At 39.2% G+C, this 25,062-nt stretch carries 22 protein-coding genes; 18 read left to right on the forward strand and 4 right to left on the reverse strand.

Going from position 1 to position 25,062, the window contains the following annotated elements:
• Positions 1 to 90 precede the first annotated feature (90 nt).
• The 14 genes from fadH (at position 91) to MLE13_RS00980 (ending at position 17,714) form a co-directional block, all read left to right on the forward strand.
• On the forward strand, positions 91 to 858 hold the full coding sequence (fadH, locus tag MLE13_RS00915) for a 2,4-dienoyl-CoA reductase (RefSeq protein ID WP_008498087.1): 768 nt from the start codon (positions 91 to 93) through the stop codon (positions 856 to 858).
• Between the two features lie 101 nt (positions 859 to 959).
• Positions 960 to 1,403, forward strand: a complete 444-nt coding sequence (cbpB, locus tag MLE13_RS00920) for a cyclic-di-AMP-binding protein CbpB (protein WP_065528134.1) — start codon at positions 960 to 962, stop codon at positions 1,401 to 1,403.
• A 183-nt stretch (positions 1,404 to 1,586) separates the two neighbouring features.
• Positions 1,587 to 3,065: an MDR family MFS transporter gene (locus MLE13_RS00925; protein ID WP_240747614.1), complete on the forward strand. Its 1,479-nt coding sequence runs from the start codon at positions 1,587 to 1,589 to the stop codon at positions 3,063 to 3,065.
• Positions 3,055 to 3,930 carry a LysR family transcriptional regulator gene (locus MLE13_RS00930; RefSeq protein ID WP_240747615.1) on the forward strand — a complete coding sequence of 292 codons (876 nt, stop codon included), beginning with the start codon at positions 3,055 to 3,057 and terminating at the stop codon, positions 3,928 to 3,930. The genes MLE13_RS00925 and MLE13_RS00930 overlap by 11 nt, the downstream gene beginning before the upstream one ends.
• A gap of 67 nt (positions 3,931 to 3,997) precedes the next feature.
• Positions 3,998 to 4,711: a 2,3,4,5-tetrahydropyridine-2,6-dicarboxylate N-acetyltransferase gene (dapD, locus tag MLE13_RS00935; protein WP_240747616.1), complete on the forward strand. Its 714-nt coding sequence runs from the start codon at positions 3,998 to 4,000 to the stop codon at positions 4,709 to 4,711.
• 12 nt (positions 4,712 to 4,723) lie between these two features.
• A complete protein-coding gene (locus tag MLE13_RS00940) occupies positions 4,724 to 5,839 on the forward strand; it encodes an N-acetyldiaminopimelate deacetylase (protein WP_240747617.1) in 1,116 nt (371 codons plus the stop codon).
• Between the two features lie 131 nt (positions 5,840 to 5,970).
• Entirely contained in the window at positions 5,971 to 8,328 is a 2,358-nt protein-coding gene (locus MLE13_RS00945; protein WP_240747618.1) for a hypothetical protein, read from the forward strand.
• Positions 8,325 to 9,260: an ABC transporter ATP-binding protein gene (locus tag MLE13_RS00950; protein ID WP_240747619.1), complete on the forward strand. Its 936-nt coding sequence runs from the start codon at positions 8,325 to 8,327 to the stop codon at positions 9,258 to 9,260. The genes MLE13_RS00945 and MLE13_RS00950 overlap by 4 nt, the downstream gene beginning before the upstream one ends.
• Positions 9,257 to 10,105, forward strand: a complete 849-nt coding sequence (locus MLE13_RS00955; protein WP_240747620.1) for an ABC transporter permease — start codon at positions 9,257 to 9,259, stop codon at positions 10,103 to 10,105. The genes MLE13_RS00950 and MLE13_RS00955 overlap by 4 nt, the downstream gene beginning before the upstream one ends.
• A gap of 12 nt (positions 10,106 to 10,117) precedes the next feature.
• Entirely contained in the window at positions 10,118 to 11,551 is a 1,434-nt protein-coding gene (locus MLE13_RS00960) for a hypothetical protein (RefSeq protein ID WP_240747621.1), read from the forward strand.
• 14 nt (positions 11,552 to 11,565) lie between these two features.
• Complete coding sequence (locus MLE13_RS00965; protein WP_240747622.1) at positions 11,566 to 12,558, forward strand: AAA family ATPase; 993 nt, start codon at positions 11,566 to 11,568, stop codon at positions 12,556 to 12,558.
• Entirely contained in the window at positions 12,555 to 13,415 is an 861-nt protein-coding gene (locus MLE13_RS00970) for a DUF58 domain-containing protein (protein WP_240747623.1), read from the forward strand. Before MLE13_RS00965 ends, MLE13_RS00970 begins: the two co-directional genes overlap by 4 nt.
• 11 nt (positions 13,416 to 13,426) lie before the next feature.
• Positions 13,427 to 15,160, forward strand: a complete 1,734-nt coding sequence (locus MLE13_RS00975; RefSeq protein ID WP_240747624.1) for a vWA domain-containing protein — start codon at positions 13,427 to 13,429, stop codon at positions 15,158 to 15,160.
• The gene (locus tag MLE13_RS00980; protein WP_240747625.1) at positions 15,141 to 17,714 is read left to right on the forward strand and encodes a VWA domain-containing protein; all 2,574 of its coding nucleotides are present in this window, start codon (positions 15,141 to 15,143) and stop codon (positions 17,712 to 17,714) included. The genes MLE13_RS00975 and MLE13_RS00980 overlap by 20 nt, the downstream gene beginning before the upstream one ends.
• An 82-nt stretch (positions 17,715 to 17,796) precedes the next feature.
• On the opposite strand, the gene MLE13_RS00985 is transcribed toward MLE13_RS00980, so the two are convergent.
• Positions 17,797 to 18,987 carry an MFS transporter gene (locus MLE13_RS00985; RefSeq protein ID WP_240747626.1) on the reverse strand — a complete coding sequence of 397 codons (1,191 nt, stop codon included), beginning with the start codon at positions 18,985 to 18,987 and terminating at the stop codon, positions 17,797 to 17,799.
• A gap of 548 nt (positions 18,988 to 19,535) precedes the next feature.
• Between MLE13_RS00985 and MLE13_RS00990 the strand changes: the two genes are divergently transcribed.
• Both MLE13_RS00990 and MLE13_RS00995 read left to right on the forward strand, forming a co-directional pair.
• A complete protein-coding gene (locus tag MLE13_RS00990; protein ID WP_240747627.1) occupies positions 19,536 to 19,832 on the forward strand; it encodes a hypothetical protein in 297 nt (98 codons plus the stop codon).
• Positions 19,833 to 19,964: 132 nt separating this feature from the next.
• Complete coding sequence (locus MLE13_RS00995) at positions 19,965 to 20,624, forward strand: potassium channel family protein (RefSeq protein ID WP_008429848.1); 660 nt, start codon at positions 19,965 to 19,967, stop codon at positions 20,622 to 20,624.
• Positions 20,625 to 20,718: 94 nt separating this feature from the next.
• Here MLE13_RS00995 and rnjA read toward each other — a convergent pair whose 3' ends face one another.
• Positions 20,719 to 22,386: a ribonuclease J1 gene (gene rnjA, locus MLE13_RS01000; RefSeq protein WP_065528125.1), complete on the reverse strand. Its 1,668-nt coding sequence runs from the start codon at positions 22,384 to 22,386 to the stop codon at positions 20,719 to 20,721.
• Between the two features lie 2 nt (positions 22,387 to 22,388).
• Complete coding sequence (locus tag MLE13_RS01005) at positions 22,389 to 22,601, reverse strand: DNA-dependent RNA polymerase subunit epsilon (RefSeq protein WP_008429852.1); 213 nt, start codon at positions 22,599 to 22,601, stop codon at positions 22,389 to 22,391.
• Positions 22,602 to 22,886: 285 nt separating this feature from the next.
• Between MLE13_RS01005 and MLE13_RS01010 the strand changes: the two genes are divergently transcribed.
• A complete protein-coding gene (locus tag MLE13_RS01010; RefSeq protein ID WP_240747628.1) occupies positions 22,887 to 23,657 on the forward strand; it encodes a Cof-type HAD-IIB family hydrolase in 771 nt (256 codons plus the stop codon).
• A gap of 18 nt (positions 23,658 to 23,675) precedes the next feature.
• Here MLE13_RS01010 and def read toward each other — a convergent pair whose 3' ends face one another.
• Complete coding sequence (gene def, locus MLE13_RS01015; RefSeq protein WP_240747629.1) at positions 23,676 to 24,242, reverse strand: peptide deformylase; 567 nt, start codon at positions 24,240 to 24,242, stop codon at positions 23,676 to 23,678.
• A 146-nt stretch (positions 24,243 to 24,388) separates the two neighbouring features.
• Here def and MLE13_RS01020 point away from each other — a divergent pair, with 146 nt between their 5' ends.
• Positions 24,389 to 25,027, forward strand: a complete 639-nt coding sequence (locus MLE13_RS01020; RefSeq protein WP_240747630.1) for a YkyA family protein — start codon at positions 24,389 to 24,391, stop codon at positions 25,025 to 25,027.
• Positions 25,028 to 25,062: the final 35 nt, after the last annotated feature.

Here is a 25,062-nt window from a genome sequence, read left to right on the forward strand (position 1 = left end):
CTATTAGTTAAGGTGAGAACGTCTGACCTGAATACTGGCAGATGAAAATCATTGGTCTAACTATAGATTCTAACAAAAGGGGATGTTTGTATGTTTACAGATCAAACGATTATTGTTACTGGCGGATCAAGTGGTATGGGACTTCATATGGCTAAAAAATTTGCTTCAGAAGGAGCAAATGTAGTTATAACTGGACGGGATATGGAAAAATTGAACGAAGCTGTGAAAGCGATTTCAGGAGAACGTGGTTCGGTAGAAGTATTTCAAATGGATGTGCGAGAGCCTGAACATGCGAAAGCAATGGTCAAGTTCGCTCACGATAAATTCGGAAGAGTGGATGGATTAGTTAATAATGCAGCTGGGAACTTTATCGTTCATGCAGAAAAACTTTCACCGAATGGCTGGAAATCGGTAATTGATATCGTTTTGAACGGTACATTTTTCTGTTCTCATGCGGTCGGAAATTATTGGATTGAGAACGGCACAAAAGGCAATATCATCAATATGCTTGCCACATATGCTTGGAATGCTGGTGCTGGAGTTGCTCACTCGGCAGCGGCTAAAGCAGGCGTTATGTCTTTAACTCGAACACTTGCTGTTGAATGGGGAACACAGTTTGGTATTCGGGTAAACGGGATTGCTCCTGGTCCAATCGAACGGACGGGTGGAGCTGAAAAGCTGTGGGAATCTGAAAAAGCAGCGAAACGGACATTGGAATCGATTCCATTAGGGAGACTCGGAAAGCCTGAAGAAGTGGCTGAACTTGCCGCATTTATCATGTCTGAAAAAGCCTCGTATATGAATGGCGAAATCGTCACTTTGGACGGTGGACAATGGTTAAATAAATTTCCTTTTTAAGTAATTTGTAAAGGGAATTAAATAGTTTCAAACATGCCGATGTGTTATGATGAACCTAAACGGTGGCATTTAGTACAGGCGTTGTAAAAGGAGTAGAGTACATGATTTCATTACCAAGCAAAGATTTTCTTGATACACCGATTGAAGACTATATCATCTCTTCCGAGAAAGTTGCACATGTTCAAGTCGGTAATAGTGCAGAACATGCATTACTTGTTTTGACAAAGACTGGTTACTCGGCTATACCGGTTCTAGATTCAAAATATCGCTTTCGCGGTCTGATTAATGCACAACGAATAACTGACGCAATTCTTGGTTTAGACCATATAGAATACGAACGGCTTTCTGATATCCGCGTGGAAGAAATCATGGAAAAAGATCTTCCTTTGATCCACATTAATGAACGGTTTCAAAAAGCGCTAGATATGGTCATTAACCAAAATTTTCTTTGCATTGTGGATGATGAAGAAATGTTTATGGGAATCTTGACGCGGCGTGTCGTATTAAAGCAATTAAAAAAACAACTTTATCAATTGAAAAAATAAATGTAGAGAAGGTCTCGTCTTAGAGGCCTTTTTTATGCTTAAAAGAAGATAGATCTTACTACTTATAAATGTTCAAACTCTGGCGCTTAGATTCTAGAAGTATAAGTCAACTTGGCTTCTGCTCATAAAATCTATAAAGGCGCTTTTGTTTTTCTTATACCGAGTTGAAAAGAGGTTTGTTTAATGGAAAAAACAAAAAGGCCGTTAGTTTTGGCTTCTGTCATGTTGGCGATGTTTGTCAGTGCTGTCGAAGCTACAATTGTCTCAACGGCTATGCCGAGTATTGCTGCTGAGTTAGGCGGTTTTTCACAATATAGCTGGGTGTTCTCGGCATATTTATTAATGAGTACTGTAACCGTCTTACTCTATGGCAAGCTATCAGACATCTTTGGGCGTAAACGGATTTTTACTGTAGGAATGCTTTTATTTTTAATCGGTTCTTTGTTATGTGGGTTGGCCACATCGATGGATGAGCTGATTATTTTCCGCTTTGTTCAAGGCCTTGGAGCAGGTGCGGTTATGCCCATTGCCACTACGATTGTCGGAGATATATACACAAGAGAAGAACGTGCGAAAATTCAAGGTTATTTGTCAAGTGTGTGGGGAATTTCAGCTGTTACAGGTCCAGCTATCGGTGGTGTGCTTGTCGTAACTATCGGCTGGGAATATGTTTTCTGGATAAATTTACCTCTTGGTATTTTATCTTTACTAGGTGTTTTATTGTTTTTAAAAGAACCGATCAATAACAACACGCCAGTAATCGATTTTAAAGGGGCAGCACTTTTAATGGTCGCATTATCAAGTTTATTGTATTTACTTGTAGAAGGCGGCGTATCATTTGATTGGTTATCAATACAGTCGTTTATTTTAATAGTAGTTAGCAGTTTTCTTATCATCTTATTCATACTAGTAGAGCGCAAAGCTGTAGATCCGATTATGCCTTTTGAAATTTGGCGAAATAAAACCATTCTTTTTGCAAATCTTGTTTCTTTAGCGACGGGAGTTATTTTAATCGGGATATCGAGTTATTTGCCGACTTATGTAACCGGGGTTATGGAGCAACCGGCGGCAATTGCTGGTTTCACATTAACGGCAATGTCTATAGGTTGGCCACTAGCCGCATTTTTCTCTGGAAGACTTTTGCTTAAAATTGGATATTTTAAAACCTCATTAGCTGGTGGAGTATTCCTTGTAATTGGATCTTTATTATTTGTTTTGATGGAACCTAGTTTTGGTCCTTTATGGGCAGCGATGTCGAGTTTTGCTATTGGCATTGGAATGGGGTTAACCAGCACGGCTTTTATCGTATCGATTCAAGCTGCCGTTTCCTATAAACAGCGAGGAGCGGCTACAGCTTCAAATATGTTTATGCGAAACTTAGGTAGTACGATTGGAGTTGCGCTACTCGGCAGTATTTTGAACAGTTCTTTATTGCGTTATTTTGCTGAAAATGGTCAAAGTTATTCGTTGAGCTCAATCAATGATTTGTTGAGTAAAAAAACGCGTATCGAATTGCCAGTCGAGGCATTAAGCTTTCTTCAGCAAGCATTAGCCGATTCTCTTCAAATCGTATATTTAGTGACTGCATTTTTCGCTATGCTTAGCCTTGTTTTGATTTTAGGGCTTCGCGGCCAAAGAGGGGTGAAGAGCAATGTCAAATGAAGAATTAATCATTAAAGTGTTGGCAGAAGAAGGCAATATGAGAAAAGCGGCAGAGCGATTATTTTTGTCGCAACCAGCTTTGTCACAGCGTCTTCAAACCATCGAAAAAGACTGGGGTCAACAATTGTTCATTCGATCTCAAAAAGGACTTTCACCAACACCTGCTGGAGAATTGGTTATTCAATATGCCAATGAGACAATCCTGCGAAAAGAAGAAGTTTTTGAAGTGCTCCATACGTTAACATCAAAAGTGCATGGCACATTAAAAATTGCTTGTGCTACCATTATCGGGCAAAATTGGCTGCCGAAAGTTTTGAAGGATTTTGTCACGCTTTATCCAGAAGCAAAAATCCAATTGATCACAGGGTGGAGTTCGGAAATTGTCCGTGCACTTTACGACGGGGAAGCGCATATTGGAATTGTTCGTGGTCATACAGATTGGAAAGGACCAAAATTGCATTTGTTTAAAGATACTTTGTATTTAGTGGACAAAGAAATTCGTTCACTTGAAGAACTTCTTCAAACAGAGCGACCATTTATTCAATTTAAAAGTGATTCGACTTATTATGAAGAAATTCAGCAATGGTGGCAAAAGCATTTCGCTTCCAATCCGAAGCGCCAAATAACAGTTGATCAAATCGAAACGTGTAAACAAATGGCTGTAAATGGAATTGGCTATGCCATATTGCCATCGATTACGTTGACTGGTACCGAAGATGTGCATATGATGCCATTAACAAACAATGAAGAAGAATTAGAATTGACGCGTGATACATGGTTAATTGGCTACGAATCAGCATTCCAGCTACGACAAGTTGAAGCATTTGTCGATATTGTCAAAAAACATGCCACTTTATTAAGGTGAAGTGGATGAATTTTTATACTAAATCAGATATAATAACAACATCACATAACAGAAAGAGGTTTTATTGATGAAACAAATGGATGCCAATGAAATTATTTCGTACATACAAAATGCAAAAAAAGCGACTCCCGTAAAAGTTTACATAAAAGGACAAGGCGTTGCAGATTTAGATTATGGTACAGACTCTAAAGTTTTTGGAGAAGGCAACTCAGTTACTGTATTTGGTGAATGGACAGATATTCAAGCAGCATTAGAAGCAAATGCTTCTGTCATCGAAGATTCTGTTGTGGAAAATGACCGCAGAAATTCAGCGATTCCAATGTTAGATATGAAAAACATCAACAGCCGTATTGAACCAGGTGCATTTATCCGTGAAAACGTTGAAATCGGCAATAACTGTATCATCATGATGGGTGCTGTGATCAACATTGGTTCAGTTATCGGAGATGGTACGATGATTGATATGGGCGTTATTATGGGTGGTCGTGCAACTGTTGGGAAAAATTGTCATATCGGAGCAGGTGCTGTACTAGCAGGCGTAATCGAGCCGGCATCAGCTACTCCTGTTATTGTTGAAGACGATGTTATGATCGGTGCTAATGCAGTCGTTCTTGAAGGTGTTCGCATTGGTAAAGGTGCAGTTGTTGCAGCGGGCGCAATTGTCATTGAAGATGTTCCAGAAAACTCAGTAGTGGGTGGAACTCCAGCGCGTGTCTTGAAATTGATGGATGCTAAAACACGCTCAAAAACAGAAATCAAACATGAACTAAGACAGCTATAAGCGGTGAATCCAATGGAATTAGTGAAAATTAGAAGAGCTTTGCATCAAATTCCGGAAATTGGTTTTCAAGAAGTAAAAACGCAAGCATATTTGATGGATATTATTTCTCAGTTCTCGCAAGAGCGTTTAGAAATAGTGAAATGGCGTACTGGGATAGCAGTTAAAGTATTGGGGGAAAACCCAACAAAGCTAATTGGCTGGAGAACAGACATAGATGCTTTGCCAATCACAGAAGAAACAGGCTTAGAGTTTCAATCGACTCATCCAGGATTTATGCATGCTTGCGGTCACGATGTGCACATGACAATAGCCATTGGTTTGTTGCAAAAGCTAATTGAAAAACCAATTAAGGACGATGTTGTTATTTTATTTCAGCCAGCTGAAGAAGGTCCAGGCGGCGCCTTGCCTTTTCGAGAATGGCTAAAAAATGAAAAACCTGATTTTCTTCCGGATATGATTTCTGCTTTGCATATTGCACCAGAACTGCCTGTCGGCACGGTGGGTACACGACCAGGACTATTGTTTGCGAATACGTCTGAGTTGTTTATAGACCTTCATGGCAAAGGGGGGCATGCAGCTTTTCCTCATTTAACAGAAGACATGGCGGTTGCTGCTGCTTCATTGCTTATGCAATTGCAGACCATTGTTAGCCGAAATGTAAATCCCATGGACTCAGCTGTACTGACAATTGGTAAGCTTAGTGCTGGAACAGTACAAAACATTATCGCTGAACATGCGCGTCTTGAAGGAACCATCCGTACACTGAACAGTGAATCGATGAGCCAGATGAAAAAGCGAATTGAAGCAATTTGTCGTGCCGTAGAAGAAGCGTACAATTGTCGAGTTAGCATCGATTACGGGTCGAGTTATCTCGAAGTCAATAACGATCATGTGATGGCTGAAAAGTTCTTGGATTATGCGAGCCAAGTACCAGACATTCAGGTCATACGCAGTGAAGCAGCAATGACTGGTGAGGATTTTGGCTATTTTACTGAGCAACTTCCAGGTGTAATGTTCTGGGCAGGTGTTGCATCCTCTTATGGATTGCATCACGCAAAGTTAAATCCAGATGAACAAATACTAAAATTCATGCCAGATTTTCTACATGGCTTCTTTTTGGAACTATGAGAACAGACAGCTTAGACTGTCTGTTCTTTTTTTATGAAGTAAGAAAATTAAACCAAGTTTTGTTGTGAAAATATGGAACTATTTTCAATTGGTAGCGTACTAATAAAGAGACGAGTAAAAGGGGGATCAACATGCATAGACGCTTGCTGGCATTTTTTGCTTTTGCATTGCTAATTAGTTTTTTTATCGTGCCACAACCATCTTTAGCGGCGCCGCAAATCACAATAGATTCGAGTGCCGGTTTTCAAAACAAAGTGAAATACGAAAAAGGGTTGCCGTTGCAGTTTACGATAACCAATGACGGGTCGGCTTTTTCTGGTGACTTAGTACTTAGTTTTTCAGAGACTTATAATCTCGGAGCCGGAATAGCAATGCCAATTGAGCTTGCTGAAGGAGAGACAAAAACGGTGCAAATCGCGGCATCCGGATTAACGGATACGTATTATTCAGGAGGTACCGGCGACCAAAACATTTTCTTGTTTGAGGGAGGATGGGAAGACGGAAAATCTATTGCTTTTAAAGGAAGTAAAAAGATTCAACCCTCTAATTATTCACCTATGTCAGTATTTGTCGCAACGTTAACAGACAATCAAGATCGTCTATTGCCTTTAAAGCAGCTTTCGATACCATCTACTGAAGGTGTCGAGGTATTCCACTTAAATCAATTAAAGAATTTCACATTACCGACCGAAGCACAAGCTTGGGACATGATTGATTTTCTAGTTATTGATGAATTTTCCTATAGTGACTTACCAGCACCTACTCAACAAGCTATTTTGCTATGGCTTCAGCAAGGCGGACATGTGATTACAGGTTCATCAAGTAATTTAGAAGCGGAGCTCGGAAATTTAAGCGAGTACTTGCCTTTAAATTTAGCAGATTCCAAAGAAATGACAATTCCAGGACTTGAAAAACCGGTTCCTGTGTTTGAGGCAACTGCTAAAGAAGGAGCAGTAGTCAAGCTGCAAAAAGATGGCCAAGTTCTAGCGGCATCACAGTCTGTTGGATCTGGTAGTTTAACGCAACTGAGTTTTTCAATTGGAGATGAAACCGTTTCCGGTCAAAAAGGTTATAGTCAAATGATATCGAATTTTTTCCCATCATCTGCAAACTATAATGCGATGGGTGGGCAATCGATTCTCGATTATATGACGTATGAAGTCGGGAGTGTTAACGAACTATTTGATAGCTTTGAAGTGTCAAAACCCTTCATCATTACGATTATCGTGCTATATATTTTATTAATTGTCCCTATTTTATATATCGTACTTAAGAAAAAGGACAAACGTGAATATGCGTGGTTTATCATTCCAACTATCGCATTATTGACTTCAATTGGATTATTCGCTTTTGGAGCAAAAGATCGTATCGGAAATCCGCAAATTCAACAAACTGGATTTTTTGAAGTGGATGCTGATAGTGGATTAAAAGGTTATTACGTCAATTCTTTATTATCGAACCGTGGCGGAGATTATGAATTTACAGCCCCATCATCCACTACAATGACTCATCGCTTAGCTAGTGAATTTTCATCTACACAGCCATATTTATCGGCAATGTTGGAAAAAGGAGCTGCAAGTAACCAAATGACGTTACGTGATATGCGCTATTGGTCTGTTGGTTCGATTATGGGCCAATCGTATATTGAAGATAGTGGGAACTTCGGCATCGATTTGGAAGTCGCAAATGAAAAAATTACCGGAACCATTCAAAACAATTTTCCGTTTGCAGTCGAAAGTGTTTCAATTTGGACTGGCACACGTCTTATAGACATTGGCAAGTTAAATCCAGGGGAAGAGTTAGTTGTAGATGAAACAGTTCAATCCGCTATTTTGTCACCAGCTGCGCCAATTGGTCAGTCTTATAGTTATCAGCCAATCGCGGATTTAAAAGAGTTAGAAAAAGCACGTCGTCAAACATTACTTTCAACGTCTTATGAGCAATTGTCACAAAATGGAAAAACGCCGTATATAATCGGATACACACAAGATGCAATCGTTCCAATTACGCTTGAAAACCAACGGGCATCTGTCGAATCAGTTCATCTTATTGCGCAAAGCTTTACACCAAAACTAAGCTTGAGTGGTGCGATTACTTTAAATACAGATGTTTTCTCGATGAACCTTGCATCGGCGAATAACAATAGCTATTTCGAAAATATACCAAACGATCCTTACTTGTATTACCTAGAGCCAGGGGAGTACGAACTGACATATACATTGCCAGAAGATGTGGAGCTAAAAAAAGCTGCTTGGGATGAATTATCAGTGACCAAGTCTGCGACAAATTTGACTGTTAGTATATTCAATTATGAAAGTGAAGAATATGATGAAATTACCGAGTCTAATCAAAAATTCACCGACAATGCAAAAGATTATTTGAATGCAGAAGGCGCTATTAAAATAAAGTTAAACATGACTGAAAATAATTCTGGAATTCCTGAAGTGGTTGTGCCAAAAGTTAAATTGAAAGGAGTGATTGCTCCGTGATTGAAACAATCGGATTAACAAAAAAATACGGTTCTTTTTACGCACTTCAGGATTTGAATCTTGTAGTAGAAGATAGCACAGTTTTTGGTTTTGTTGGTGCAAACGGAGCAGGAAAATCAACGACTTTTTCGATTTTGGCAACACTTCTTCAACCTACAGCAGGAGATGCTTTTATCAATGGGATGAGTGTTACTAAAAACCCTCAAGAAGTACGTAAACAAATTGGCTATGTGCCCGATTTTTTTGGTGTTTACGATCAACTAAAAACAGATGAATATTTAGATTTTTACGGTGCGAGTTATGGTATTAAACCAAAAGAGCGTGCTGTATTAATTCCAAAGCTTTTAGAGTTGGTCAACTTAGAGAACAAACGATATGAATATGTCGATTTGTTATCTCGAGGAATGAAACAACGGCTCTGTCTAGCACGTGCGTTAATTCACGATCCGAAAATATTGATTTTAGATGAACCAGCATCAGGACTAGATCCACGTGCGCGTGTGGAAATGAGGGATATTTTAAGAGAGCTAAAAACAATGGGGAAAACCATTTTAATCTCGTCTCATATACTTCCAGAACTTGCGGAAATGTGTGACAGTATTGGAGTAATTGATAATGGCAAATTGATTGCGCAAGGCTCCGTTGCTGACATTCAAGCGCAATTACAAAGTGAGAAAGTGCTTCGTGTTAAAATTATTGGAGATATGCAAGCAGTTGTTTCGTTTTTTGAAATGGATCCATTTGTTTCTCAAATTGTGGAACTGCAAGGTAAAAACACACTTCAGTTTTTCTATCGCGGTAGTGAAGAAGATCAACTGCAATTGTTGCAACGCGCAATTCAACAAAAATTGCCGATTCTATCATTTTCTGAAGAAGAAACTGATTTAGAAGATGTCTTTATGGCGATTACTAAAGGAGTGGAAATTGGATGAAAACCCTTTTTACCAATCCAGTACTAGTTAAAGAGCTTAAATTGCGTTTTCGCAACTTGAAAAGTTTTACGGGTATTTTGTTTTACTTAATCGCGATGAGCGTATTTGTTTTTGGTTTTATCTTTCTAGCCACATCTTTAACTGGAAATGGATTTTTCCGTCCAGATGAAAGTTTTATGTTATTTAGTATGATGACGTATATTCAATTAGGATTGATTTTATTCATTACGCCTGCTTTAACAGCAGGTACGATTAGTACAGAACGTGAAAAACAAACCTTGAATATTTTACTAACGACATCGCAAACGTCTTTCCAAATCATATTTGGAAAAATGACATCATCTATCGCATTTTTATTGCTGATGATTGTGTCTGGTTTACCTATTTACAGTTTAGTTTTCTTATACGGAGGCGTTTCTCCAAGTCAGTTGTTATATATTTTCCTGTTTTATATGCTGACATTACTCGCAATTGCGAGCATTGGGGTTATGTTTTCGACATTGATCCGAAAAACTATTGTTGCCATCATCGCAACTTATGGAGCAATGATTTTTCTTGCGGGTGTCACCGCATTCTTTCTATTAATCTCAGTTCAAGTTTCTCAAATGGGCATGACTTCACCTGCGACCACCATGTCGCCAATGGCTCATTTTTGGGCAACGATTAATCCACCGGCAGTTTTGCTGACCTTATTACAGCCACCGATGGAAGAACAATTGCAAACGGTGACGATGGTACCTATTCCATTATGGATCGGTTACACTATTTTTTATATTTTACTAACAGCTGGTAGTCTATTGTTAGCTGTGAAAAAATTACGCGTGAATATGAATAAATACAAATAAGGAGGGATTCTCATGAACAATCGTGATATTCGCAACTATGTCAAGAAAGTAGAGCGCATTTTGAAAATGCTTCATATCGGACGTAGTTTTCAGTTTGCTTTGTTTACAGGGCTATTGTTAGCGGTAGCATTGCTTTTTATATCACGATTGTTCGTGCTTCCTTATTATGAATTTTATGCATATGCAGCAGGAACAACCGTATTAATTGGTTGGCTATTATTGTCTTTAAAAGGACTTCCAACTGTGCAACAAGCAGTACAAGAATTAGATCGCTTCACACCGTATAATCAGTTATTGACGGTGTGGAAGCTGACAGAGCACAATAAACTGGCAGAAGAATTGACTTCTAAGACAGCACAAACTATTCCATACAGCTATCAATTATTTCGGAAAGAACGCAAAGTGTGGTTACGTCCTAAATGGTTAATAGGTGCTGTAATCAGTGCCGCTTTGATGCTTTTGCTTTTAGTTTTCCCAAGTAATTTGCAAAATCAAGCAAATGATGTGGAAAAAGAACTTGAATTAGTTGAAGAGCTTAAAAAAGAAATTGATGATATCAAAAAGCAATCAGAATCAGAAATGGTAAAAAAAGAATTAGAAGCATTAAATGCAACGATAGAAGAAAAAGAAAACCCAGAAGAGATTTTAAAAGAAATTGTGAAAAAACAAAAAGAATTGGATTTGAAAAAACGACAATTAGCGGGAGACAAAAATGCTGATGCTAAAAAGACGAGTGAGGACTTAGAAAAAGCAGCGGATCAATTAGCTGAACAAGCGGGTAAGACGCAAACGACTTTGAGCAATATGGGTAAACCCGTCGCATTTCCGTTGCAGCAAACAATTGCCAACCGTGAACAATCGAACGAAAGTAAACAAGACGGTTCTAGTGAAGGCGAATCATCTGAAACTACCGGTGAATCTGGTACGAGTGGACAAGCATCAGAAACAGAAGAAGACGAATCAACTGATCAAGAAGGTTCAGAAAATAGCGAGTCTCAAGGAGAAAGTCAGGGGCAAGGACAAGCTCAAGGACAAGGCCAAGGTCAAGGACAAGCTCAAGGACAAGGCCAAGGTCAAGGACAAGCTCAAGGACAAGGACAAGGACAAGGCCAAGGCCAAGGCCAGGGTCAAGGCCAGGGACAAGGACAGGGCCAAGGTGGCAGTGGAGCTGGTACAGGCAAAGGCAGCCGCGATTTATTGACGGTACCTACTCGAATCGGTGGCCAAGGTCAAACGACAGTCGACGGTGGAGAAGTTGGAGAAGGCGAAGCAGCTGGTGAACAAACTGGAATTGTTTCCGCAACAAAAGGAACTGTTCGGCCTTATGCAGATGTAGTAGGAGATTATTCAGCATCGTATTTTTCAAGTGCCGATCGTCTGCAATTGCCACCTGATTTGCAAACCATTGTAGAACAATACTTTACAGATATTGAAACCGACAATTAGAAAAGAGGGTTTTCATGACATACACAACCGATCAATTTACAGAGATGAGTCAGTTGCTTCAAGAAGTAAAAACGGAAATCGGGCGTTTTATCGTCGGACAAGAAAGAGCAGTTGAGTTTTCTTTATACGCCATTTTAGCAGATGGACATGCCTTACTCGAAGGGCTTCCGGGTCTTGGTAAAACAATGTTAATACGAACTATTTCGGATGTGCTTGATTTGTCGTTTTCAAGAATTCAGTTTACACCTGATTTAATGCCTTCGGATATTACCGGAACCAGCCTGATCGAACGAGACGCGCAAGGACGCCAGCAATTTACGTTTAGAGAAGGACCGATTTTTCATCAAATGGTATTAGCAGATGAAATTAACCGTGCAACTCCTAAAACTCAAAGTGCGTTGCTTGAGGCAATGGGAGAAAAGACGGTGACGATTCTAGGAGACACGAAAGAAATGGCACGACCGTTTTTTGTTTTGGCTACTCAAAACCCCATTGAGATGGAAGGAACTTATCCATTGCCTGAAGCCCAAATGGACCGTTTTTTATGTAAAATTCTTGTTTCTTATCCAAGTCGCAATGAACTTGCTGAAATTAGTCGACGAACAACAGGAGCACAATCCATTAACCTCAGTAAAAAAATGAATACCTCTAGTTTGATCGAGGCGCAGCAGATGGTGAAAGAAGTATTGATGGCAGAAGATATTTTAATGGTCGCTGTCGACATCATTCAAAATACGCACCCGGAGCATTCAGAACATCAAGAAATTCAACAATTTGTTCAATATGGTAGCGGTCCTCGTGGGTTGCAAAGTTTGATTCGTTTGGCTAAAGCTCGTGCTTTAATGGAAGGACGTTATCATGTATCTATTGGTGATTTAAAGCATGTGGCAAAACCGGTATTGCGCCATCGTTTGTTATTAAATTATGAAGCAGAAGCCATTGGCAAACAAGCAGACGAATTAATCGACAAAGTGCTAAGCACAGCAGGTAAAGGCGTTTTGAAATGACTTTATTAAACCTACCAGCTGATTGGGGTTCACGTCTCAGCCGCTACTCTATAGGAACAAAAGCGAAAATTAGGGGCCATCATAAAGGGTCTCATCGCTCCATGCGCTTTGGTAGTTCGCTAGATTTCTCTGACTTTCGTGAATACCATCCCGGAGATGATGTCCGCCACATTGATTGGAACGTTTACGCAAGGACCGAAAGAGTATACATTAAACGCTTTTTGGACGAACAAGAAATGCGCATTCACATTTTGCTCGATAGCTCAAAATCGATGAACAATAAATGGTTGTTTGCTAAGCAATTGGTGTTCTCGCTTGGATTAATGGTTTTAGGAAGTGATGACCGATTAACGGTTTCTGCTGGGCTAAAAGAAGTTGTCCCTTTTAGGAAAAAAGGAAAGTCAGCTAAAAAGTTGTTAGAGCATTTTATCTCAACGATGCCAGAACCGCAAAGTTTGTCGTTTGCAAAGCAAGCAAGTTTTCATGCAGCAAAAGATTCTACAGTTTTATTTATTGTCTCAGATGGTTTGGAACCGCTAGAAGACTGGAACTTATTTTTCAGACAAGCTCCTGCCTATGCGCACGACATTCGGTTTATCCATATAAATACTGAAGAAGAACAGTTGCCTTCTTATAAAGGAGATCTTCGTTTTATTGATGAAGAGACGCAACAAGTGACGAGTGTGACGGTTACAGCAGAAGCGCTTCGTGCCTATCAAAAACAAAGCGAGCTTCATAGCAAAGGCTTAGAATCACTTTGTCGAACATACGGAATTGCATATATGCCTTTACGTGTAGAAGATGGTATTGAGCAAGTATTGTTCCATCAAATGATACGGAAAAATTGGATCGGATGAGGTGAAGCGGCATGGGAGCATCAAATTGGGGAATGATCTGGACAGCAGTTATGCCGCTAGCCGTTATTCTCTATTATTTTTTTAGAAAAAAATACAAAGACCAGCATGTGTCTTCAACGTTATTCTGGCAAGAACGTATGAGAGAACTGCAAGCTTCTCCTTATTTAAAAAAATTACAGCATCATCTATTGTTTTATTTACAATTGGCGGCGCTGCTCTTTTGCGTGTTGGCGTTAATCGAACCTTTTAGTGAATCAGAAACTTTAGCGGGCAATGATTTCATTTTTGTAGTAGATACGTCAGCAACGATGCTTGCAGGATCGCCCTCTCATTTTGAGCAACAGCAACAAAGTATGAAAAATTTAGCTGCACAAGCTGGCGGAAAACCGGTGACAATCGTTACAACTGGCATCAGTCCAAAAGTGGTCATTCGTAATGAGCAAGATTTACAAAAAGTCGAAAAAGTCATCGATCAATTAGCGGTAAGCTTTGAAAAAGCTGAAATCGAGCAGACGATTTTATTTGCGGATACATTGGCGGTTAATGATTCCACGATTATTCATATATTTACAGATAGCTTAGACCGCTCTGTGCTAGCCAATAAAACCGGTCAAAGCTATCATATACATGGTTTTACGGAAACCTTGCGAAATGTGTCAATCCGTCAATTTGGTCTTTCAAAAATGGATGATGGAACACGTGGAATTGTTCAGGTAGTAAATAATAGTGAAGAAGCTTTACCTGCGATCGTACGTCTATCAAGTGGTAGTGTGGAAAAAGAGGTCGATGTAGAGCTGGCAGCTTCTGAAGAGCGGCTTGTGCCATTTGAAGATTTACCAGATGATATGCTATGGCAAGCGACCGTAGAAGTGGCAGATGACTATTCCGCTGACAACACGATGGCGACTTATTTAGCCCCACCTGTACGAGCAGTCGCGATTGATTCGGCGTTACATGAGTTAATCGCAAGTGGTTTTCGTTCACTATCTCTAGATGTTACGTTGTTAGAGTCGAGCCAATTAAAACCCGATTCAGGAGTACCACTCGTGACAAATCAACGTGATTTACTCGAGGGGCCAACACCGATTTTATTGTTTGGACGTAATGATGAAAATCCATTTGAAGTAGCAGGGCAAATCGAAACAAAGGCACATCCGCTTTTTACTTATGCTTCTTTAGATGAGATTTATGTATCACAACTATATCCTCCTTTTGAAAGCTATGAAACGATCGCGACGATTGATGACCACCCGTTTATTCAAGTTTCTCACAAAGGTGATATAGTCGTGCTGACAGATGTCCAGTTGACAGACTGGCCATTATCTCCGTCATTTCCTTTGTTTTTATGGAGTGCAATGGAAAGTTTATCCGGAGATTCAGAATTTCTCGGATATTTCCATCCTAATGAACACCGGTCTGTCTCGTTAGCTTCAAAAACAGGAGAATGGGAAATCTTTCGGGAGGGCGTATACAATCATTCTTACATAGAAGGAAGTGGCCCATTTATCGCACCAGCTGAGCCTGGCATTTATCAAGTAGTGGGTGATGAAAAAGAGATGACGATGATTGTACAGCTAAATTCCCAAGAAAAGACGCTTTCTGCTGGTTCGACTTATCAAATGGGACAAGTAGAAGCTGTGCAAGATATGGTTCGTTTTTCTTTTGTGCCATTTCTAATCGGACTGATTTTGCTGTTAGTTGTTGTGGAATGGGAGGTGTACCGCCGTGGAATTACAACTCGGTAATCCAATTTGGCTATTATTACTCATCCCGGCCATCATCTATTTTGGCTGGTTTGCCCTCAGAAATTTTTCTACTAGCTCTAAATTAGTAAAAATTATTTTTTTCCTTAGAACTGCGGCAGTCGTTTTACTGATCTTTGCTTTAGCCACACCATCGCTATTTAGTCCGGTAAAAGAAGAGCAAGTTATTTTCTTATTGGATCGATCGGCTTCTCTTGAAGGACTTGAAACTGAGATGGCAGCAGCAGTAGAAGACGCATTAAGCGCAAAAAAAGAACATCAATCAGTTGCGGTTTATACGTTTGCAGAAGATTTCCAAAGTCTTTTACCAATGACAAAAAATCCGCAAACTTTGCCTGCAGAAATAAGCGTTAGTGAAAATAGCAACACCAATATTGCACGTGCCTTGGAGCTCGCTTCCAATAGTGGAGATACCGACTTGGCGACACGATTAGTCATTTTAACGGATGGCAATGAAACCCAGTCATCTGCAATCGAAAGTTTAAATCGCTTGCAGTCTGATCGACTTCAAGTAGATATATGGCCGATTGAACAAATTACCAAAAATGATATGGCGATCAGTCGTTTTGAAACACCGTCTCGTGCATTTTTAGGAGAAGCTCAATCTTTTACAATTGCTGTGGATTCAGATAAAGAAGCCGAGGCAAAATTAATTTTTTCCGCTAATGATGTAGATTTAGATGTTCAAGAAATCAACGTGCTCGAAGGTCAGAATGTTTATAGTTATTCGTATCCTGCGAACGTCGAAGGCCTTCAAAAATACGAAGTGCGTTTAGAGACGGAAAAAGACTCATATCTTGAAAACAATACATTGTTTAGTATTACAGAAGTTGCTGGAAATCCAGAAGTTTTAGTAGTGAACGGTGGCGAACCGAGTCCAATACCGACGTTATTAGATACAGAAAATTTACGTGTAACAGAACTTACTTCAACGCAATTGCCGAGTAGTCTTTCTACTATGCTCCGCTATGACTCAATTATTTTTGATAATGTATCAGGAACAGCTATTGGGGAGCAGCAAATGGCAATTATTGAACAAGCAGTAAGGCAATTTGGTGTGGGCTTTATGATGGTTGGTGGGGATCAAAGTTTTGGTCTTGGTGGTTATTTTAAAACACCAATCGAACGGTTATTGCCAGTAGAAATGGAAGTGAAAGGAAAGCACGAATTGCCTTCGCTTGGTTTAATGATTGTCATGGATCGGTCAGGAAGCATGATGGGGCTGAAGATGGAGCTAGCCAAAGAAGCAGCTGCTAGGTCTGTTGAGCTTTTACGTCCTGATGATACGTTAGGGGTCATTGCTTTTGATGATCAACCGTGGGAAGTTTTACCGACTGGAAAAGTAGACGATCCGAAAAAAGCTGCAGATAAAATTTTAAGTATTACGCCAGGTGGGGGTACTGAAATTTATCGGTCGTTGGAACAAGCCTATACCGAACTTGAGGATTTAGAATTGCAACGAAAACATATTATCCTGTTAACAGATGGTCAATCGTCAACGTCTAATGATTATGATGCGTTAATCGAAAATGGAAAAGACCATAACATTACATTATCGACCGTTTCTATTGGTCAAGATGCAGATCGAAACTTACTCGAACAATTAGCAGGTACTGGTAGCGGTCGATTTTACGATGTAACAGATGCCACGACAATTCCGGCAATTTTATCAAGAGAGACTATTATGATGTCACGAACTTATATCGTCGACGAACCTTTTTATCCTATTGTTTATGATAGCCAATGGAATAATTTATTTACAGCTGGTGTACCCCAATTAAATACGTATATTGCAACAACCGCAAAAAGCACAGCATCCGTTGCACTTGAAAGTGAAGAAGAAGATCCAATACTTGCGAGCTGGAACTACGGACTCGGCAAAACAATTGCCTACACATCAGGAAGCGGAGCATGGAGTGGAGATTTTCAAAGTTGGTCAAACTGGTCCGATTTTTGGAACCAGAGCGCTGCTGAATTATTGCCGTCATTTGAAGAAATTCCTTTTTCAGTAGTTCGCAAAGAACAAGGCGTTTATTCGATTGAAGACCCTACAAATAGCTCAGCAATTTTGACGGTTACTGCAGTTGATGAACAAGGTAACGAGATTCCGCTGCAAACAGAACCTGTAGCTCCGGGACAAGTAGATGTGAAAATGGATGCACCACCAGGATTGGTCTTTTTTAGCATTAGCAACGAAACGGGTGCAGCTTATAAAACAGCTCTGACCATCCCTTATGGCGATGAATACAAAACTACAAAGGCAAACATGACGTTGATGAATACGTTGACTGAGCGTGCAGGTGGAGAGCTCTTAGAGACACTTGATGAGTCTTTCCGCGATATGTCCTACACAAGTGGCTCGATTCGTTCGATTCAGTTGGTGCTCCTATTTGTTGCAATGCTCCTATTTTTTATCGACATCTCACTCAGACGTTTCGGCTTGCCAACACCTACATCAAAAGCAAAAACTACAAAAGAAGAAGTTGCTTCACCAGGAGCAATTGATCAATTAATAAAAGCGAAAAAGAATAAATAAAGTTCTTTATTTGCTGTCGTTTTATTTCAACTAAAAAAGTAGCTCAGACCAATAAGGTCTGAGCTACTTTTTTGTCTGATTCTTAACTTCGGCTTGTTGCCAAAAGCTGTTGTTTTCTCATTGACCACGCGTTGGCGATAAAGAAACAAGTGATCAAAATCGCAGTTCCTAATATATAGGGATAACTCATATCGATATCAAAAAGAATACCTGCAAGTGCTGGCCCTATCATGTTCCCAAGACTCATATAAGCATTATTCATCCCAGCTGCAAAGCCTTGTTCATCTCCAGCTAATTTGGAAATCAATGTATTGATAGCTGGACGCAACAAGGAGGCTGCAGTGAAAAATACTGCTGATACTAGCAGGATTGCCCAGAAAGAGCTAACAAAAAGAATACCAATCATCCCACCTGCAGAGATTAAAAGATTAACAAGAATAATTTTCATCTCACCAAAACGTTTAAAGAGTTTATCGATGACAAAGGTTTGAACAACCACTCCGACAAATCCACCGACTGTGATCAGAACGGCAATTTCTTTAGGGGTAAAGCCAAATTTCTTATCTGCGTATAAAGCAATGGTCGATTGAAAGTTAGATAAACCAAAAGCGAAAATGAACATCACCAATAACATAACAAAGTATGGCGTATAGGTGGATCGCTTCATTTGTTGCAGTAGATTTTCCGATTTTGTATCAATGGATTGGATGGTAGGTGCAACGTTTGGCAACACTGCAAAAGAAACAAATGCTGCAATCAGGGCAACGGCGGTAGCGATATAAAACGGAAACTGAATACTAACTTCCGCTAAAAATCCACCGATACCAGGACCAATCATAAAGCCAAGAGACATCGAAGCCCCAAGAAGACCCATGCCTTTACCGCGTTCTTCAAATGTGGTGATGTCGGCAACAAAGGCCATCATCGGAGGGATCAAGAAAGCTGCTCCTAGACCACTAAAAAAGCGGGCAAGGTAAAGCATCCATAAATGAGTGGCCATGCCGAAAGCCAACTGTGATAATCCGAAGACGATCAATCCGAAGATGATCAATTTTTTTCGTCCATATTTGTCTGAAAGCTGTCCAGAAATAGGAGAGAATAAGAATTGGGCTAAGGCAAAAGTGGCAATCAATGTACCGAGAGCCTGACCAGCTACTCCGAATGTATCCAAGTAGGCAGGCATAATTGGGATGATTAACCCAATACCGCTCATCGCAATGAACATATTAAACATGAGGACATAAAGTGCAAATTTATTTGATCTTACGGCCATAAAAAGACCTTCTTTCATTATTATTTCGCCTTGCTAAATTTTAGCCTTTAGAATCTACATACTATACCTTAATTTCTAAAAAAAAAACAGATAAATGCTTTGGCTATCAATTTTTCATATTCCTCAGAAATTTCTTTGAATCTGACTCGTAAGAAATCTCAAACAAGTTAGTTCGAGTTTTGTTTTAGGTTATTAACAGCTTATATTCATTCAATGGACGGCGTGATCAATATCAGTTTGAAAATTATTTGCAATAAGGGATTGTTATCTATTGCAATTTACCGGAAGTTTTTACTATCATAGAGAAAGTGTGAAATTACAATGAAACGAAAAAAGTGATAAGATAGCTATAAGTTAACTAGTAGATTTTATTAGCATGATTTTACTTTTGGCATTTAGCAAAATAGCTCTTACAATTAAGATGTATCTGTATCTTTTAAAGGATGCTGATAACATGCAAATTAAGAACGATTTCTGCAGCTCAACTCACATAGTGAATGCATATAAATGATTGAAACAGCTTGACCAAAACTCTAGGAGTGATAAATGTGAACGGAAAAATGAATTTCTTTCTTGACCCTAAAAACCGAGTTATTCAAAAACCCTCGATTATGAATTACAAGCAAGATCAACAAGGGTTATACCTTGTGGCTAACAAACGATTCATCAACTGGATGGATGTTCATACGTATTGTCATACTTGCTTAGACGCATTAATATTTGATGATGAGTTTGACGCAAGTTATTGCGCAAGTTGCAACGAATGGCGAGAAGAACCTTGCACGGATATTAGCTGCGAATATTGTGAAAATCGTCCGAAACGCCCATTAGATCCCCGCCGATAAGCGGGGTTTTTTGTTAGTTTTATAACTTTAGAGCAACTCATTTTGGATAAGATTTCAAAAAAATGACTAGCGAAGATTTAGTATGGATGATATATGGTAAAATAAAGCGACTAGAACATTTGGAGGATGGATATGAAAAAGGAATTTGTAGTCATTGGACTTGGCCGGTTTGGCGGTAGTATTGTACGTGAATTGATTGAACAAGATGCTGATGTTATGGCAATTGATAAAGATTCTGAACGAGTGGATGAATTTTCTTCTATTGCGACTCAAGCTGTAGTGGCAGATACAACTGACGAGTCAGTATTAAAGTCGTTAGGAATTCGTAACTTTGAACATGTTATTGTGGCGATTGGTGAAAATATTCAAGCAAGTATTTTAACAACTTTGATGTTAAAAGAAATAGGTGTAAAAAAAATTACAGTAAAAGCGCAAAATGACTACCACGCTAAAGTGTTGAGTAAAATTGGCGCAGATAAAGTTGTTCACCCTGAACGTGATATGGGTATACGAATCGCCCATAACATTCTGTCGAATAACGTACTGGATTATTTAGAGCTATCAGATGAGCACTCGATTATGGAGATTAAAGCAAATCAGAAATTAGCTGGGTATACTTTGATAGGCCTCGATATTCGAGCGCGCTACGGGATTAACATTGTGGCCATCAAAAGGGGAGATGATATTATTGTTTCCCCGCAAGCTGATATGGAAATTGAACAAGAAGACATTTTAATCATTATTGGTTCAGATGCAGATATCAATCGTTTCGAGAAGAAGATGATGAACTAGTAAAAAACCTGTAGTGGATATTCTTCCACTACAGGTTTTTTATAAGAAAAGGTGTATGGGAATTTGCTCCCATACACCTTTTAAATGTCTTTAATTAAACTTCCATGATGACTGGCAATATCATCGGACGACGTTTTGTCTTCTCGTATAAATACGGTCCAAGCACGTCTGAGATATCATTTTTCAATTCTGCCCAATCGGTATTTTTGCTATGGATTTTTTTGTTTAAATGGCGATTCAGCATTTGCTGTGCTTCATAAATCATCGTACCTGACTCACGCATATAAACAAATCCGCGTGAAATGATGTCAGGGCCTGAAACCATTTTGTTCTTTTCCATATCAACACTTACAACCACAATGACTAAGCCTTCTTCAGAAAGAACGCGGCGATCACGTAGAACGATATTACCAATATCGCCGATTCCGCTACCGTCGATGTAAACATCGCCAGAAGGAATGCGACCTGCAATAGAAGCTTCATCTTGACCTAAAGCAAGAACTTCACCATTTTCCATGATAAATGTGTTTTCCATAGGAACATCACATTCTACAGCTAATCCTGCATGCGTTTTTAACATGCGGAATTCACCGTGGATTGGCATAAAGTATTTAGGTTTGATCAAACGCAACATCAATTTATTTTCAGGTTCTGACCCGTGCCCAGATGTATGGATGTTGTTAAGCGATCCGTGAATAACATCTGCTCCAGCGCGGAATAATAAATTGATTGTACGGTTAACGCTGCTCGTGTTACCCGGAATTGGAGAAGACGAAAAGACAACCGTATCATTTGGCTGAATTTGAATTTGACGGTGTGTACCGCTAGCAATTCGTGAAAGAGCTGCCATTGGCTCACCTTGAGAACCTGTACAAAGAATTAATACTTCATTTGCAGGTAAACGGTTCAAAGTTTGCGTATCCACAAATGCATCTTCCGGAGCGTTAATATAGCCTAACTCGCGACCAATTGTCATGGCATTATCCATACTACGACCGAAAACGGCAATTTTACGACCTTGTGCAACTGCTTCGTCAGTTACTTGTTGAAGACGGTAAATATTTGAAGCGAAAGTAGCAAAGATTAAGCGACCATCGACTTTTCTCATAATTTCTTTAATGGACTCGCCGACTTTACGTTCTGACATTGTAAAATCAGGGACTTCTGCATTTGTGCTGTCAGATAAAAGACATAAAACACCTTCACTGCCGATTTGAGCCATTTTCAATAAATTGGCAGGCTCTCCAACTGGTGTGAAATCAAATTTAAAATCGCCTGTATGAACAATGTTGCCGGGGGGTGTTTTGACAACAACACCGAAAGCATCAGGGATACTATGAGTTGTACTGAAAAAACTAACGGCAGTTTTGCGGAATTTGATGATATCGTCTTCGCCGATTTCAGTCATTTTCGTTTGACGCAATAAGCCATGCTCTTCTAATTTTTTACGCAATAAACCTAGCGCTAATTTTCCGCCATAGACGGGAATGTTAATTTTTTTAAGTAAGTATGGAATACCGCCGATGTGATCTTCATGACCATGTGTAATAAAAAGGCCTTTGATCTTATCGACGTTTTTTACTAAGTATGTGTAATCCGGAATAACGTAATCGATTCCGAGCAAATCGTCTTCCGGAAATTTAATGCCGGCATCAATAAGGATAATTTCATCCTGAAATTGAACACCATACGTATTTTTGCCGATTTCACCCAGTCCGCCGAGTGCAAATACAGCTGTTTGATCATTTTTAACAAATTTCATTGTTATTCGATGCTCTCAACTTCATAATTTTGGCTCGACTGTTCATACTCTAGATGGTTTCCTTCAAGTAATTGAACAAGTTCAATATTGTAATTGCGATCTTTTAGGTGGTGTCGGACTTCGCGCTCGGATGCTGCTTCCACATAAAGGCTTTGTGTGTTCTCTCGAACAGGTACTTCGAATCGGTTTTCTTGGTAGTATACTTTAAAAATCATAGTTTGCTCTCCTTTTTCCACGCTCAAATAAATGCACTTCCTTTATATTATCATGACATTAGACTAAAATAAAGAATAGCCCTCCTTATTTATAAAGAAGGGCTAAAACGTTTATGCTATTTTCTTTTTATTCATGATGCCATTGAGTTGTCTGAGAAGTTTTCTCTTCAAACGTTTCAGCATGGCTAATCACTCCTCAAAGCAATTATAACTCTTTTTCTGATAATTGCAAATAATCAAGAGCTATAAAGTTACTACTAAATATATGAGAATGGAGACTTAATAATGCCTAAATTATTATTGCTAGATATTGATGGAACGCTATTAGACTCACATAAGAAACTTCCGGATTCTGCAAAAAAAGCATTACAACAAGCCCGTTTAAATGGGCATGATTTGGCAATAGCCACAGGTAGAGGACCGTTCATGATTAACAAAATTTTGGAGGAACTCGAGATTGATACATACATTACGTTTAATGGTCAATATATTTCGCACAAAGGTAAAACGGTTCATAAAGAAGCGATCGATACAGAAATGCTAAAAGAAATATATGCTTACGCTGAACAACAAAATCATCCTATTGTTTTCATGAATGAAGAAAAAATGATTTCTTCTATTGATTACCATCCTGATATTGATGAAAGCATTAAGACATTAAAAATACCCCATCCTGAAATGGAGAAAGATTTTCATCTTGATAATGAAATTTATCAAGCCCTCGTTTTTTGTGAAAAAGATGAAGAACAGCAATACCACGACACGTTCAAAGAAGTCGACTTTGTACGTTGGCACCGAGTATCTTGTGACATCACACCTAAAGGTGGGTCAAAGGCAAGTGGGATTAAGCACTTGATCAAAGCAACTGGCCATGCCATTGAAGACACGATTGCATTTGGTGATGGCTTGAATGATCTTTTAATGATGGACGTGGCCGGATTTAGCGTCGCAATGGAAAATGGACACGAAGAAACAAAAAAACGTGCATCATATGTAACAGATCACGTAGATAATGACGGGTTAGCGAAAGCATTCAAACACTTGAAGTTAATATAAGAAAAAAAGAGACTCAGCTTATTCAGCTGAGTCTCTTTCGATTGGAATTGCGTTCTCAATTTCAGCGAATGGGTTTTTAGAATCAATGTGATCAAAGAACATTACGCCATTCAAGTGATCTAATTCATGTTGAAATGCGATGGCAGGAAGACCTTTTAAACGCATTTTAATTTCTTCGCCTTCAAAATTAAGGGCTTTAATGGTGATACGGGCATATCTTGGCACATACCCAGAAACTGCACGGTCCACAGACAGACAACCTTCACCAGCTGCTAAATAAGTTTTTTCAACAGAATGGCTAACAATCTTAGGGTTGAACACAACAAGACTAAGGTTTTCACCCGTACTGTCATCAAAATGCAAAGCAAAAATGCGCTTTGCCTGATTTACTTGAGGAGCTGCAATTCCAACACCTGGACGTAAATCGTACTTTTCAGCCAATTCATCATCCTGACTATTTACTACATATTCTAAAAGGTCTTCACCCAGTTTACGGTCTTCATCAGAAAGTGGAAATTCCACTTCTTCTGCACGTTCTCTGAGTGTCGGATGACCTTCACGTATAATGTCTTTCATTCGTATCAAGTGGTTTCATCCTTTCAAATGGCTTGCTCTATATACTAGTATAACGTAAATCAGCTGTTTTGAAAAAGGAAAAAGCCGATAGATAGTGTTGTCTTTTATATGGTCACAGACTATAGTTAATTCATGGGAAATAAGGGGTGAATTAGATGAAAAAAACACGTATGGCGCTTAGCTTTTCTGTACTGCTCTTATTAGGGGCGTGCACCGATTCAGGAATTCGCGGAGATTTAGATCAAGTGCTTAATGACACTTTCGAAGCGGAAGAAGAATATCGCGAAGTGCAGGACGATTTGGAAAAACGAGAAAAAGCAGAACAGAAGTTGTTTGCAGACATTATGTCTTTAACTCAAGAGCAACATGAGAAAGTAGCAGAACAAGCTCAAGAAGCGCTTGATTCGGCAGATGAACGTCTAGCGTTTTTAAAGACTGAAAAAGAATCAATGCAGGCGGCTGAAAAAAAATTAGCGGAAATTGATCAAGTGATTGAAGATGCCGAAGAAGAATCAGTGAAGTCAGATGTACAAACATTGAAAGCAAAAATGCAAGAACGCTTTACAGCTCATGCTGATTTTGTGACAGCTTATGAAAAGCTGATAGGACTTCAGAAAGAATTATATGAAATGTTAAAAGACGAAGATAGTAAATTGCAGATGCTTCAAGAAAAAGCTACAGAAGTGAATGAACAAAATAACTTGGTGCAACAAGCTGTTACAGACTTTAATGAGTTAACGCAACAGGTTAATGAATTAAAAGATAACACATTAAAAAAATTAACTGAAAGCTAGTGAAAAGCAGCCTTGACGGCTGCTTTTTCTGTGCT

Origin of the sequence: Planococcus halocryophilus (assembly GCF_022489025.1) — a bacterium.
GTDB lineage: Bacteria > Bacillota > Bacilli > Bacillales_A > Planococcaceae > Planococcus > Planococcus halocryophilus_A.